Source organism: Enterovirga sp. GCM10030262 (assembly GCF_042666435.1).
GTDB lineage: Bacteria > Pseudomonadota > Alphaproteobacteria > Sphingomonadales > Sphingomonadaceae > Allosphingosinicella.
In genome coordinates this window covers 1,646,822-1,658,972 of sequence record NZ_JBHTDC010000001.1, presented here as the reverse complement: position 1 = coordinate 1,658,972, position 12,151 = coordinate 1,646,822, and the positions used below count along the sequence as shown (strand labels likewise).

Here is a 12,151-nt window from a genome sequence, read left to right as displayed (position 1 = left end):
AAATCAGCCACGGGCGTGATCGAACAGGAGAAGAAGGCGTAGCCCGAATCTCCCACGTTCTGGGTGCGACAGCGACGGGGGCGCGTTTCGGGAGGGTCTTCCTCCATGAAACGAAAGGCCCTGTCGGTTCATGTACCATCCCGATCTCATCCGGCATCCCGACAGCTGCCCCGCGCTCGTTTTGAACGCCGATTACACGCCGCTCAGTTATTATCCATTGAGCCTGTGGCCGTGGCAGACCGCCGTCAAGGCGGTGTTTCTGGAGCGGGTCGACATCGTCGCCAATTATGTGCGCGAGGTCCACAGCCCGACGCGGACGATGCATATCCCAAGCGTGATCGCGCTCCGCCAATATGTGCGGCCGTCCGAATATCCGGCCTTCACCCGGTTCAACCTGTTCCTGCGCGACCGTTTCGTCTGCCAATATTGCGGCGACCCCAGGGAATTGACCTTCGACCATGTCGTCCCGCGCGCCCAGGGCGGGCGCACGACATGGGAGAATGTCGCCACCGCCTGCGCGCCGTGCAACTTGCGAAAAGGCGGCCGCACGCCGGCCGAGGCGCATATGAACCTCAATCGGCGCCCGATTCGGCCGACCAGCTGGCAGCTCCAGGACCATGGCCGCGCCTTTCCCCCCAATTTCCTGCACGATAGCTGGCGCGACTATCTCTATTGGGACATCGAGCTGGAGGCGTAAGGCTAGGGCCGCACCTTCGTCGTCAGCGGCTGAGCCAGTTCCTCCAGGCGAAGAAGGCGGCGATCGTCAGGGCGATGACGAGGCAGAAAGCGGTGACGGCCCAGAAGGCCCAGGGCTCCTGCGCATAAGGAATGCCTTCGACGTTCATGCCGAGCAGCCCGGTGACGAAGGTCAGCGGCAGGAAGATGAGGGCGACGATGGCCAGCATCAGCGAGCGTTGGTCGAGGACCTCGGCGCGCATGTCGGTAACCTGCTCGTGCAGCAAGGCCGCGCGCTCGCGCACCGCCTCCAATTCCTCCGTCATCCGGGCGAAGCGATCGGCGGCTTCGCGTATGTGGAGACGGTCATCCTCGTGCAGCCATTCGACCTCCAGATGGGCCAGAGTGACGAGCGCGTCCCGATCCGGCGCCACGAAGCGGCGATAGGCGATGGCGTCCGACCGGATGCCGGCGATCCGGGACCGGAAGCGGTAGACGGTGCGCGGCTCGAGATCGGTTTCGACTTCATCCAGCGCGTCGCCGAGGCCGGCGACTTCCGGATCGAGCTGCTTGGATATGGCGCGGGCGAAGGCGGCGATGAGATCCCCCGGGTCTCTAATCCTATCGGCCTCCGCATGGCCGGCCACGTCCGCGGTCGCGAGAAGCGGCCGGCGGGAGACCGAGACGACACGCCGTTCGCGCACCCAGAAGCGGATCGAGACCAGCCGGTCGCTGTCGTCCAACTCCGCCGCGGCCGGGCCGCGCAGGTTGATGAGCGCTCCATCCCCGATCCGATCGCAGCGGGGACGGGTCTCGTGCGCGACAAGAGCGCTCGCCGCCACGCCCGGCACCGGATCCCTGCCACTCTTGAGTCGGGCCAGCTCGACCTCGTCGCGTCCTTCGATATGGGTCCAGACGAAACCCGGCCCCTGATAGGCAAAGGCTTCGTCGGGGCCGATCGTCCGCACCGGCCCGTCCGCGACCAGATAGGCGGTGCAGCTCACAGGTCGGCGATGAAGGCGCGCACCGCCGGGCCGACATCGTCCCGCTCCAGGGCGAGCGCGATATTGGCGGTGACGAAGCCGGCCTTGTCGCCGCAATCGTAGCGAACCGCGTCGACGGTGAGGCCATGGAAGGGCTGGGTGCCGATCAATGCCGCCATGGCGTCGGTCAGCTGGATCTCGCCCCCGGCGCCGCGTTCCTGCGTATCGAGGACGCGCATCACCTCCGGCTGGAGGATGTACCGGCCGACGATTCCGAGGGTGGAGGGCGAATCCTCGGGCTTGGGTTTCTCGACCATTCCCTTGACTTGCGTCAGCGACCCGTCGGCCGCGCCCGGCGTGATGATGCCGTAGCTCGACGTCTTCTCGCGCGGCACGTCCATCGCGCAGATGATGTTGCCGCCGACTTTCTCGTAAGCATCGACCATCTGGCGAAGGCAGCCGGGCTTCCCCCACATCAGGTCGTCGGGGAGCAAAACGGCGAAGGGCTCGTCGCCGACGATGTCGCGCGCGCACCAGACGGCGTGGCCGAGGCCCAACGGCTCCTGCTGCCGCACAGAGACGAGGGCGCCGGCCGGGAGACGCGTGGACTCCAGCGGCTCGAGCGACTTGCCGCGCCCGCGCATCGTTGATTCCAGCTCGTAGGCGATGTCGAAATAGTCTTCGAGCGCGCTTTTGCCGCGACCGGTGACGAAGATCATCTGCTCGATCCCGGCCTCGCGCGCCTCGTCGACCGCATATTGGATGAGCGGCCGATCGACGACTGGGAGCATCTCCTTGGCGAAGGCCTTGGTGGCGGGGAGGAAGCGGGTGCCGAGGCCCGCGACGGGGAAGACGGCCTTGCGGACGGGTTTCATTCTGACTCCGGTGGGTAGGCTATTGAGGCGGCAGGTCGAAGCGGTCGTCCTCGCGCTCCTCGGACCGCGTGAGGAGCTCGTCGACCCGCTCGGGCCGGGCGATCGGCGTCGGCTCCAGAAGCTCGTCGGTGGTCGGCGGCTCCGACGCCGCCGCGGGCGCGGGGGGCATGGTATCGCCAGGCGCCGGACGAAGCGGCTCGCGCCCGCCGCAGCCGGCGAGGAGGATGAGGGCCAGGGCCGCCAACGCGATCTGCTTCACCGATCCATCTCCAGCGCCTTCTGTGCTTCTGCTATTCGCTCCCGAACCGCGCTCGGGGCGGTGCCGCCATGGCTCGTCCGGCTTTGTACAGAGGCATCGACCGAGAGGACATCGAAAATCGAGGCGTCGATACGGGGATCGATCGAGACCAGCGCGTCGAGCGGAAGCTCCCAGAGGCGGACGTTTCGCTCCTCGGCAAGCCGCACCGCGCGGCCTGTAATATGATGCGCCTCGCGGAACGGGATACCGGCGACCTGCACCAGCCAGTCGGCGAGGTCGGTCGCCGTCGAATGGCCGGCTTCCGCCGCGATGCGCATCCGATCCGCGTTGAAGGTCACGCTCTCCACCATGCCCGTCATCGCCGCGATCGACAGCGCGAGAAGGTCGTGCGCTTCGAAGACCGGCGGTTTGTCGTCCTGCATGTCTTTGGAATAAGCGAGCGGAAGGCCCTTCATCGTCATGACCAGCGCCACCATCGCCCCCGCGATCCGTCCCGAATGGCCGCGCACCAGCTCGGCCGCGTCGGGGTTGCGCTTCTGCGGCATGATCGACGAGCCGGTCGAATAAGCGTCGGGCAGAGTGACGAAACCGAACGGCTGGCTCGCCCAGAGGATGAACTCCTCGGCCAGCCGCGACAGATGCAGCGCGCATTGGGTCGCGGCCATCAGATAATCGAGCGCGAAGTCTCTGTCGGAGACGCTGTCGAGCGAATTGGCCGTCGGCCGGTCGAAGCCGAGCGTTTGCGCCGTCGCCCGCCGGTCGATCGGGAAGCCTGTTCCCGCCAGCGCCGCGGCGCCGAGCGGGCATTCGTTCATCCGCGCCCGTGCATCGGCGAAGCGGGACATGTCGCGCCGGGCCATCTCGTAATAGGCCATGAGGTGGTGACCGAGCGTCACCGGCTGGGCGACCTGCAAATGGGTGAAGCCGGGCATCACCGTTTCCACATGGTCGCCGGCGCGGCGGACCAGCGCCCGTCGCAGGCCGCTGAGCCCGTCCAGCACCTCGTCGATCGCGTCGCGGACCCACAGACGGAAGTCGGTCGCCACCTGGTCGTTGCGCGAGCGGGCGGTGTGGAGCCTCCCCGCGGCCGGCCCGACCAGTTCGGCGAGCCGATGCTCGACATGCATGTGGATGTCCTCGAGCGCCGGATCCTCGGATAGGCCGCCCGCTTCATATTCCGCCGCGATGCGGTCCAGCCCGTCCGCGATGGCGGCCGCGTCCTCGCCGGAAACGATCCGTTGCGCCGCCAGCATCGCGACATGCGCCTTCGACGCTTGTATGTCCTGGCGCCAAAGTCGCTTGTCGAAGCTGATCGAGGCATTTATCTCCCGCATCAACGCCGACGGGCCCTCGGCGAAGCGCCCGCCCCACATGCTATTGGAGTTGTCCTTGCGGCTGATCGCCTGTCTCCTCGGCCTCGGCCTGCTGCTGGCGGGCTGCGATAGGCAAAAGCCCGACGGCCCGCAAGGCGGCGGCGCGCCCAGCGACTGGGCCGGGCCGCGCCTCGGGCAGGGCGAGTCCGCCGGCCGGCTCGATCGCTCCCACGCCGGCGCTCCGGCCCCCGCCTCCGCGTTCGAGAACCCGGAAGGCGGGCCGGCGACGCTGGCCGATTTCCGGGGCAAGCCCCTGCTGGTCAACCTCTGGGCGACCTGGTGCGCCCCCTGCATCGCCGAAATGCCCACCCTCGATGCGCTGGCGGCGCGCGAGGATACGCTCCAGGTGCTCGTCGTCAGCCAGGATCTGGAGGGCCAGGCCAAGGTCGACGCCTTCTTCGCCGAGCGGAAATTCTCGACGCTCCAGCCTTATATCGATCCCAATATGGAGCTGATGACCGCGCTGGGCGTCGACACGCTGCCGACCACCATCCTCTACGATTCCGAGGGCAAGGAGGTGTGGCGGATGACCGGCATCGAGGATTGGCAGGGCGCGCGCGCGGCGGAGCTTATCGCGGAAGCGAGCCCAGCCGCCTGAAACGGCCGCGCAGCAGCCGCCCGTCGATCGCCGCGAGCCCCACGCCGATCAGCGCCATGCCGGCGAAATGGCGCGGCTCCAGCACCTCGCCGAGCAACAAGGCGCCGAGCAGGATCGCGGTGATCGGGACGAGGAAGGTGACGAGCAGCGAATTGGTAGCGCCGGCCGAGGCGAGCAGATGGAAATAGAGGATGTAGGCGAGGCTGGTGGAGACGAGCGCCAGCGCGATCAGCGCCACCCAGGCCTCCGGAGCGGGCGCCGAGCCTTGCCAGGGCGGCTCGAACAGCAGGACCAGCGGCAGCATCACCAGCGCCGAGGCGGTGAGCTGGCCGGTCGAGACGGCGACCGGCGCGATGCCCATGGCGCGGAATCGGCGCGCGTAGACGCCGGCCAGCGCGTAGCTGAGGGTGGCGACGAGGCAGGCGAGCTGTGCCCAGACGCCGGTGCCGATCTCCTTGAGGAAGTCAGGCCCGATCATCAGCGCGACGCCGCCGAAGCCGAGCAGCACGCCCGCCACCTTGGCCGGCGTCATCCGCTCGTCGCGCGTGAAGAGGTGAGCGACGATCACGCCCCAGATCGGGGTGGTCGCGTTGAGGATCGAGGCGAGGCCGCCTGCAATCTCCTTCTGCGCCCAGGCGAACAGGACGAAAGGGAGGACATTGTTGAGCAAAGCCAGAATCAGGAAGGCGAGCAAGGCGCCCGGCGGCACCGGCAGCCGCTGCCGCCGCGCAAGCAGGAAGAGCCACAAGGCCGCCGCCGCGATGCTGACCCGGATCAGCACCAGAGTGAGCGGCCGCACCGTCTCGACCGCGATCTCGATGAAGAAGAACGACCCGCCCCACAGGACGGACAGGATGAGCAGGATCGCCCAGTCTCGCCCACTCATGCTCGTCATGTGGCCCGTCATGGCGTCGCCTTACGCCGTTTCAGCGCCGGCGCGTCACGAAACATGCGGCGAAAGTCACAAGGACTCCTTGTGACGCGAGGATGGTGTTCCCCGGCACGGGCTTCAAATCTAGTCCCGCAGCAACTCGTTGATGCTGGTCTTGGACCGCGTCTTCGCGTCGACGCGCTTGACGATCACCGCGCAGGCGAGGCTCGGGCCGGAGCCGGTGCTCGGCGGCAGCGTGCCGGGGACGACGACCGAATAAGCGGGGACGCGGCCGATGAAGATTTCGCCGCTTTCCCGGTCGACGATCTTCGTCGAGGCGCCGAGGAATACGCCCATCGAGAGGACGGCGCCTTCCTCGATCACCACGCCTTCGGCCACCTCGGAGCGGGCGCCGATAAAGCAATTGTCCTCGATGATGACGGGCCCGGCCTGCAACGGCTCGAGCACGCCGCCGATGCCCGTGCCGCCCGAAATGTGGACGTTGCTACCGATCTGGGCGCAGCTTCCGACCGTCGCCCAGGTGTCGACCATCGTCCCCTCGCCGACAAAAGCGCCGATATTGACGAAGCTGGGCATCAGCACAGCGTTCTTGCCGATAAAGGCGCCACGGCGGACGATGGCGCCCGGAACCGCGCGAAAGCCCGCCTTGGTGAAATCGGATGCGTCCCAGCCGCTGAACTTGGACGGCACCTTGTCCCACCAATGGGCCGCGCCCGGCGCGCCGGAGATGGTCTCCATCGGGTTGAGGCGGAAGGAGAGGAGAACCGCCTTCTTCAGCCACTGGTTGACGGTCCAGCCGCCCGCGCCTTTCTCGGCGACCCGCGCGGTGCCCGCATCGAGCGCGGCAAGCGCCGAATCGACCGCCTGCCGCACCGCGCCCTTTGTCCCGGGGCCGATGGAGTCGCGCTCTTCCCATGCCTGCTCGATGGTCGCCTGCGTCATTCTTCGTTCCCCAGAATCTCGGTGAGCCATAAGCCGATATCGGCGATGCGGTAATCGATAAAGGCCGGATCGGCGCCGTGGCCGCCGCGCTCCGAACCGTTGTCGACCCAGACGGTGGTCATGCCGAGCGCCTTGGCCGGTTCCAAATTGCGCGCCATGTCCTCGACGAAGAGGGCGGTTTCCGGCGCGATGGCGTGGGCCGAGCACAAGGCGGCATAAGCGGCGGGATTGGGCTTGGGCACATAATCCATGGCGTGGATGTCGTGCATCCCGTCAAACGCGTTGGCGAGGCCGATCTTGTCGAGCACCCGGCTCGCATAAGCCTCGTCGCCATTGGTGAAGACGAACTTGCGCCCCGGTAACCGGTCCATCGCCGCCACGAGAGCCGGATCGGCCGTCAGCCGGGCAAGATCGATGTCGTGCACGTAATCGAGAAAGTCGCGCGGCGCGACTCCGTGCCCCGCCATTAGGCCGGCGAGCGTGGTGCCGTGCTCGTGGAAATAGCTTTTCTGCACCCGCCGCGCTTCGACCGGATCGCAGGCGAGCAGGCGCTGGATATACTCGCCCATGCGGATGTCGATGAGGGCGAACAGGTCGGCCGAGGCCGGATAGAGGCTGTTGTCGAGATCGAAGATCCAGCAGTCGATATGGGCGAGGGCGGGGAGCATGAGGCGCGCCTTAAGGCCGAACGATCGTCATTGCGAGCGAAGCGCGGCAATCCAGCGCCGGCCTCTGGATTGCTTCGTCGCGACGCTCCTCGCAATGACGGCTGAGCGGGATTCTTCGTCGGGGACGCTCAGACCGTAAAGCTCTCGCCGCAGCCGCAGGCGCCCTTGGCGTTGGGATTGTCGAAGGTGAAGCCGGCGGCGAAATCGTCTTCCACCCAATCCATGCGGCTGCCTATCAAATAGAGCACCGAGGCGCTGTCGATGTAGAAGGTGCCGGCAGGGGTCTCGATCGCTTCGTCGAACGGCTTCGCCTCGCTGACATAATCAACCGAATAAGCCAGGCCCGAGCAACCGCGTCGTGGCGTGGAAAGCTTGACCCCCATCGTCCCGTCGGGCGCGCGCGCCATCAGCGCGGCGATGCGCGCCTCGGCGGCCGGCGTCAGCGTGACGGCGGCGGGGCGGGCGCGGGTCTTTGTTTCGGTCGTGCTCATAGGTTCAAATCCAAAGCTCGTTCGTCCCGAGCGAAGTCGAGGGGCGTGTGTGATGAGTCTGTGCCAGCGCCCCTCGACTTCGCTCGGGACGAACGGGAGGGGTGGCATTCAGCCTGCATCACAGCATTCCCAGCTCAAGCTTCGCCTCATCCGACATCTTCTGCGGGTCCCAGGGCGGATCCCAGACCAGCTCGACCTCCGCGTCTCCCACCCCCGGCACGGCGCCGACGCGGAGTTCCACCTCGCCGGGCATCGATTCGGCCACCGGGCAGTGCGGCGTAGTCAGCGTCATCAACACCTTGGCGTGGTTCTCCGGGCTGATCTGCACGTCGTAGATCAGGCCGAGATCATAGATATTGACCGGGATTTCCGGGTCGTAAATCTCCTTCAGCGCTTCGATCACCGCTTCGTAGAGGTCGCCCCCCGGCTCGGCGGGCGATTCCTGCGCCGGCTGTTGCGCCAGGAAGCCGGACAGATAGTCGCGCTTGCGCTCGAACGTCTCGCCGACGCGCGCCTTTGGGGGCTTCACCGCGTCGCTCACTTCCTCGATCTCGATCTTGCGTTCCTGGTTCATCCAAAAATTCTCGTCACTCGCTCGATGCCGCGGACCAAGGCCTCGACATCCTGTTTGCCGTTATAGACGCCGAAGCTCGCCCGCGCGGTGGCGTCTACGCCGAGTTGCGCCATCAAAGGCTGGGCGCAATGATGGCCGGCGCGGATCGCCACATGGCTCTCGTCCAATATGGTGCCGACATCGTGCGGATGCACCCCCTCGATCGCGAAGCTGACGATGCCGGCCGAATCCTCCGGCCCGAACAGCCTGAGGCTGTTCAACGAAGAAAGGGCATCGCGCGTCTCGCGGACCAAAGCCGTTTCGTGGGCGTGGATCGCATCAAGCCCGATCGTCTCGACATAGTCGATGGCGGCGTGGAGGCCGATCACGCCGACGACATGCGGCGTTCCGGCCTCGAAACGGGCGGGGGGCGGGGCGTAGGTGGTGCGCTCGAACGTCACCTTGTCGATCATCGCGCCACCGCCGTGCCAGGGCGGCATCGCCCCGAGGATGTCGCCCCGCGCCCAGAGCACGCCGATGCCGGTCGGACCGTAAAGCTTGTGGCCGGAGAAGACGTAGAAGTCGCAGCCGATGGCGGCGACGTCGACCGGCATGCGCGGCACGGCCTGGCAGCCGTCGAGTAATAGCTTCGCGCCCACATCGTGCGCCAGCGCGGCGGCGCGGCGGGCGTCGAGGACCGAACCGAGGACGTTGGAGACATGGGCGAGCGCGACCAGCTTGTGCCGCTCGGTGAGCATGCCTGCCATCGCGTCCAGGTCGATGCGGCCGTCTTCGGTGAGCGGCGCCACGTCGATCTCGGCGCCGGTGCGCTCGGCGATGAGCTGCCAGGGGACGATGTTGCTGTGATGCTCCAGCACCGAGAGCATGATGCGGTCGCCGGGCTTGAGGTTCGTCCCGCCCCAGCTGTTGGCGACGAGGTTGATGCCCTCGGTCGCGCCGCGCACGAATATGATCTCCTCCGGCGCCGCCGCGCCGATGAAATCCGCCACGCGCCGCCGCGAAGCCTCGAACGCCACCGTCATCTCGGCCGAACGCTGATAGACGCCGCGATGCACGGTCGCGTAGGTCTCCGCATAGGCGCGGGTCATCGCATCGATCACCGGCATCGGCTTCTGCGCGGTGGCGGCGGTGTCGAGGTAGGACCAGCCCGAGGGGATCGCCGGAAAGTCGGCGACGCGGTCGAGCGGGCGAGTGGAGACGGCGATATCCATCACGGGTCTCCGTTCGTGCCGAGGGAAGTCGAGACGCGCTGGCACAGAATCATCATGAGCGCCCCTCGAATTCGCTCGGGACGAACGAGGTTTGGGTGAACCATGCTTCCGCATCCGCCTGGAAGGCTTCTCGCACCACTTCCTCCCCGATGCGGTCGATCGCGTCGGCGATGAAGGCGCGGGTGAGGAGGGCTTTGGCTTCCGCTTCCGGAACGCCGCGGCTGGCCAGATAGAAGAGGGCGGCCTTGTCGAGCTCGCCGACGGTCGCGCCGTGGGCGCATTTGACGTCGTCGGCGAAGATTTCGAGCTCGGGCTTGGCGTTCACGGTGGCGGTGCGGGCAAGAAGGAGGCCCTTCAGCGACTGTTCGCCATCGATCTTCTGCGCGCCGCGCGCCACCTCGACGCGGGCCGCGACCGAGCAGGTGGCCCTGTCGTCGGCGACCGAGCGCCAGAGCTGGCGGCTCACGCCCCCCACCGCGTCGTGGCGGAGGACGAGGTTGGCGTCATGACGCTGCCGTTCGCGGGCGAGCAGGGCGCCGCCCGCTTCGACGAAGGCCGCTTCGCCGGTGATGGCGATCTCCGCGTCGAGGCGGCTGTCGGCGCCTCCGGCGGCCAGCGTCGTGATGATGAGGCTCGCGCCTTCGCCGACCTCGGCCCGGTCGGTGAGGCTGACGAAGCCTGTCCTGAGCGACGCCGAAGGGCCGCCGGCGCCGACGAGGCGCCGGGCGAGCATCAGCCGGGCGCCCTTGGCGAGCGACATCTGGGTCAGGCGGTTGGCCCAGCCCTCTCCGACATAGGTTTCGACGATGGAGGCCTGCGCATCGACATCGAGCACGACCTCGGCGGCGAGATGGTCGGCGGCGCCGGTCGAGACGTGGACGATCTGGACCAGCCCGGCCGGCGCATGATCGCGGCCGAGCTTCAGGCTCCAGCCCTCGTGCCCGGCGAGGCGGGCCAGAGCGTGGTCTCCTGCTTCGGCGTGGACATGACCAAGGGTGACGGCGCCCAGGCTGCTGCGCTCCGCGTCGAGCTGGCCGTCCACGAACAGAAGCCGCGGGCTGTCGCTTACGCAGTCGATCCACGGCAGGGCGTCGGGGACCGCGCCCGAGGGCTGGCGCGCGGCAAGATCGGGGAGCCCCGAAAGATCGCTCCAGCGCCAGGCTTCGTCGCGGGCGGACGGGAGGGAGAGGAGACTCATCCCGAGCACCGGACGCGCACCATGCCGCCGCCGCCGCCATCGGTCAGCGTGTCACCCGCCGTATCGATGAAGAAATGATGGTCGGACGGCCGGTTCGTGCCTTCGATGACGCCCTTGATCTCGATCTCGCGCTGTCCGAGCGTCCTGACGTCATCCGTCCGCACGATGAAATCGGGAAAACGCACGGTGGCGCCGGAAATGCCGAGCCTGTTCTGGTGATCGAGATCGCCGCACAGCGCCTTGCTCTCGGCCCAGGTGCCGCGGAACGCCGCAGGGATGGGCGCCGGTTCGGGAGGACCATAAGGATGCGCGCCTTCGACTTCGGCGAAGGGCGGCATGGCGACGGTCTCGTTAGCGGCCGGCGCGGAGGCGGGTGCTGAAGGCGCCACCGCAGCAGTCTCCGCCGCGGGCTCCTCGGCCGTGTCGGCCGGCGGTGCGGCGGTCTCTCCGCACGCCGCCAGCAGCAGCGCCAATGAAAAGGGCAGGCCAGTGCGCATCATGCCGCCACCTGCGCATAGCCCTCACGTTCGAGCTCAAGCGCGAGCTCGGGGCCGCCCGACTTCACGATGCGGCCGTCGGCGAGGACATGGACCTGGTCCGGCTCGACGATGTCGAGCAGGCGCTGATAGTGGGTGATGAGCAAAACCGCCTTGTCGGGCGCGCGCATGATGCGGTTGATGCCGTCGCCGACGATGCGCAGCGCGTCGATGTCGAGGCCGGAGTCGGTCTCGTCGAGGACGGCGAGGCGCGGGCCGATAATGCCCATCTGGACCATCTCGTTGCGCTTCTTCTCGCCGCCCGAAAAGCCGACGTTCACGTTGCGCTTCATCATGTCCATCGAGATGTCGAGCGCATCCGCCTGCTCGCGGGCGAGGCGGAGGAAATCGCCGGCCGAAATCTCCGCCTCGCCCCGCGCGCGGCGCTGGGCGTTGAGGGCGGTGCGCAGGAACTGGACGTTGGAGACGCCGGGAATCTCGACCGGATACTGGAAGCCGAGGAACAGGCCGGCGGCAGCGCGCTCGTCGGGGGCCAGAGCGAGGAGGTCGGTCCACCCCTCCTCCGTTCGCCCTGAGCTTGTCGAAGGGCTTTCCTTCCCTTCATCCATGCCGGAAGAGGAACAAAGGGCTTCGACAGGCTCAGCCCGAACGGGGTTTGCGTTGAAGCTGACCGAACCCTCGGTCACCTCATAGCCGGGCCGCCCGCCCAGCACATAGCCAAGCGTCGACTTGCCGGCGCCGTTCGGACCCATGATCGCATGCACCTCGCCCGCGTTCACGGTGAGGCTCAAGCCCTTCAGGATGGGCTTGCCGTCGACTTCGGCGTGGAGGTTTTCAATCTTGAGCATCAATGCCATTCCAGAATTCGTTCGTCCCGAGCGTAGTCGAGGGGCGTATGTGATGAGTTCGTGTGGG

15 protein-coding genes are annotated in these 12,151 nt (G+C 67.3%); 2 read left to right on the top strand and 13 right to left on the bottom strand.

Features of this window, described 5'->3' with window-relative positions; genetic code table 11:
* The first annotated feature begins 130 nt into the window (after nt 1–130).
* Nucleotides 131–697 (top strand): HNH endonuclease, encoded by a 567-nt coding sequence (locus ACFQRC_RS08005; protein WP_379959801.1) that lies wholly within the window; start codon nt 131–133, stop codon nt 695–697.
* Nucleotides 698–719: 22 nt separating this feature from the next.
* Here ACFQRC_RS08005 and ACFQRC_RS08000 read toward each other — a convergent pair whose 3' ends face one another.
* From ACFQRC_RS08000 to argH, 4 genes are read right to left on the bottom strand one after another with little or no spacing between them, the layout of a single operon-like run.
* Nucleotides 720–1,679 (bottom strand): zinc transporter ZntB, encoded by a 960-nt coding sequence (locus ACFQRC_RS08000; protein ID WP_379959798.1) that lies wholly within the window; start codon nt 1,677–1,679, stop codon nt 720–722.
* Nucleotides 1,676–2,533 carry a UTP--glucose-1-phosphate uridylyltransferase GalU gene (gene galU, locus ACFQRC_RS07995; protein ID WP_379959796.1) on the bottom strand — a complete coding sequence of 286 codons (858 nt, stop codon included), beginning with the start codon at nt 2,531–2,533 and terminating at the stop codon, nt 1,676–1,678. The genes ACFQRC_RS08000 and galU overlap by 4 nt, the downstream gene beginning before the upstream one ends.
* A gap of 19 nt (nt 2,534–2,552) precedes the next feature.
* A complete protein-coding gene (locus ACFQRC_RS07990; protein ID WP_379959794.1) occupies nt 2,553–2,792 on the bottom strand; it encodes a hypothetical protein in 240 nt (79 codons plus the stop codon).
* Nucleotides 2,789–4,192: an argininosuccinate lyase gene (argH, locus tag ACFQRC_RS07985; protein WP_379960417.1), complete on the bottom strand. Its 1,404-nt coding sequence runs from the start codon at nt 4,190–4,192 to the stop codon at nt 2,789–2,791. Before argH ends, ACFQRC_RS07990 begins: the two co-directional genes overlap by 4 nt.
* Between argH and ACFQRC_RS07980 the strand changes: the two genes are divergently transcribed.
* Nucleotides 4,182–4,763, top strand: a complete 582-nt coding sequence (locus tag ACFQRC_RS07980) for a TlpA family protein disulfide reductase (RefSeq protein WP_379959791.1) — start codon at nt 4,182–4,184, stop codon at nt 4,761–4,763. The two genes, argH and ACFQRC_RS07980, sit on opposite strands and share 11 nt — an antisense overlap.
* On the opposite strand, the gene ACFQRC_RS07975 is transcribed toward ACFQRC_RS07980, so the two are convergent.
* From ACFQRC_RS07975 to sufC, 9 genes are all read right to left on the bottom strand, one after another.
* Nucleotides 4,735–5,658: a DMT family transporter gene (locus ACFQRC_RS07975; RefSeq protein WP_379959788.1), complete on the bottom strand. Its 924-nt coding sequence runs from the start codon at nt 5,656–5,658 to the stop codon at nt 4,735–4,737. The two genes, ACFQRC_RS07980 and ACFQRC_RS07975, sit on opposite strands and share 29 nt — an antisense overlap.
* Nucleotides 5,659–5,778: 120 nt before the next feature.
* On the bottom strand, nt 5,779–6,597 hold the full coding sequence (dapD, locus tag ACFQRC_RS07970; protein ID WP_379959786.1) for a 2,3,4,5-tetrahydropyridine-2,6-dicarboxylate N-succinyltransferase: 819 nt from the start codon (nt 6,595–6,597) through the stop codon (nt 5,779–5,781).
* Nucleotides 6,594–7,265, bottom strand: coding sequence for a pyrimidine 5'-nucleotidase (locus tag ACFQRC_RS07965; protein WP_379959784.1), 672 nt, complete (start codon nt 7,263–7,265; stop codon nt 6,594–6,596). Before ACFQRC_RS07965 ends, dapD begins: the two co-directional genes overlap by 4 nt.
* Nucleotides 7,266–7,393: 128 nt before the next feature.
* Nucleotides 7,394–7,756 carry a HesB/IscA family protein gene (locus ACFQRC_RS07960; RefSeq protein WP_379959782.1) on the bottom strand — a complete coding sequence of 121 codons (363 nt, stop codon included), beginning with the start codon at nt 7,754–7,756 and terminating at the stop codon, nt 7,394–7,396.
* 118 nt (nt 7,757–7,874) lie between these two features.
* Complete coding sequence (locus tag ACFQRC_RS07955; protein ID WP_379959780.1) at nt 7,875–8,330, bottom strand: SUF system Fe-S cluster assembly protein; 456 nt, start codon at nt 8,328–8,330, stop codon at nt 7,875–7,877.
* Nucleotides 8,327–9,541 (bottom strand): cysteine desulfurase, encoded by a 1,215-nt coding sequence (locus ACFQRC_RS07950; RefSeq protein ID WP_379959778.1) that lies wholly within the window; start codon nt 9,539–9,541, stop codon nt 8,327–8,329. The genes ACFQRC_RS07955 and ACFQRC_RS07950 overlap by 4 nt, the downstream gene beginning before the upstream one ends.
* Before the next feature lie 52 nt (nt 9,542–9,593).
* Nucleotides 9,594–10,739 (bottom strand): SufD family Fe-S cluster assembly protein, encoded by a 1,146-nt coding sequence (locus ACFQRC_RS07945; RefSeq protein ID WP_379960415.1) that lies wholly within the window; start codon nt 10,737–10,739, stop codon nt 9,594–9,596.
* Nucleotides 10,736–11,239 (bottom strand): hypothetical protein, encoded by a 504-nt coding sequence (locus tag ACFQRC_RS07940; protein ID WP_379959776.1) that lies wholly within the window; start codon nt 11,237–11,239, stop codon nt 10,736–10,738. Before ACFQRC_RS07940 ends, ACFQRC_RS07945 begins: the two co-directional genes overlap by 4 nt.
* Nucleotides 11,236–12,084: a Fe-S cluster assembly ATPase SufC gene (gene sufC / locus ACFQRC_RS07935; RefSeq protein WP_379959773.1), complete on the bottom strand. Its 849-nt coding sequence runs from the start codon at nt 12,082–12,084 to the stop codon at nt 11,236–11,238. Before sufC ends, ACFQRC_RS07940 begins: the two co-directional genes overlap by 4 nt.
* Nucleotides 12,085–12,151: the final 67 nt, after the last annotated feature.

What these genes read in the sequence shown, in the direction of transcription:
- ACFQRC_RS08005 (WP_379959801.1), top strand. Translation starts at nt 131, where the DNA reads ATGTACCATCCCGATCTCATCCGGCATCCCGACAGCTGCCCCGCGCTC.
- galU (WP_379959796.1), bottom strand. Translation starts at nt 2,533, where the DNA reads ATGAAACCCGTCCGCAAGGCCGTCTTCCCCGTCGCGGGCCTCGGCACC.
- ACFQRC_RS07975 (WP_379959788.1), bottom strand. Translation starts at nt 5,658, where the DNA reads ATGACGAGCATGAGTGGGCGAGACTGGGCGATCCTGCTCATCCTGTCC.
- dapD (WP_379959786.1), bottom strand. Translation starts at nt 6,597, where the DNA reads ATGACGCAGGCGACCATCGAGCAGGCATGGGAAGAGCGCGACTCCATC.
- ACFQRC_RS07965 (WP_379959784.1), bottom strand. Translation starts at nt 7,265, where the DNA reads ATGCTCCCCGCCCTCGCCCATATCGACTGCTGGATCTTCGATCTCGAC.
- ACFQRC_RS07960 (WP_379959782.1), bottom strand. Translation starts at nt 7,756, where the DNA reads ATGAGCACGACCGAAACAAAGACCCGCGCCCGCCCCGCCGCCGTCACG.
- ACFQRC_RS07955 (WP_379959780.1), bottom strand. Translation starts at nt 8,330, where the DNA reads ATGAACCAGGAACGCAAGATCGAGATCGAGGAAGTGAGCGACGCGGTG.
- ACFQRC_RS07950 (WP_379959778.1), bottom strand. Translation starts at nt 9,541, where the DNA reads ATGGATATCGCCGTCTCCACTCGCCCGCTCGACCGCGTCGCCGACTTT.
- ACFQRC_RS07945 (WP_379960415.1), bottom strand. Translation starts at nt 10,739, where the DNA reads ATGAGTCTCCTCTCCCTCCCGTCCGCCCGCGACGAAGCCTGGCGCTGG.
- ACFQRC_RS07940 (WP_379959776.1), bottom strand. Translation starts at nt 11,239, where the DNA reads ATGATGCGCACTGGCCTGCCCTTTTCATTGGCGCTGCTGCTGGCGGCG.
- sufC (WP_379959773.1), bottom strand. Translation starts at nt 12,084, where the DNA reads ATGCTCAAGATTGAAAACCTCCACGCCGAAGTCGACGGCAAGCCCATC.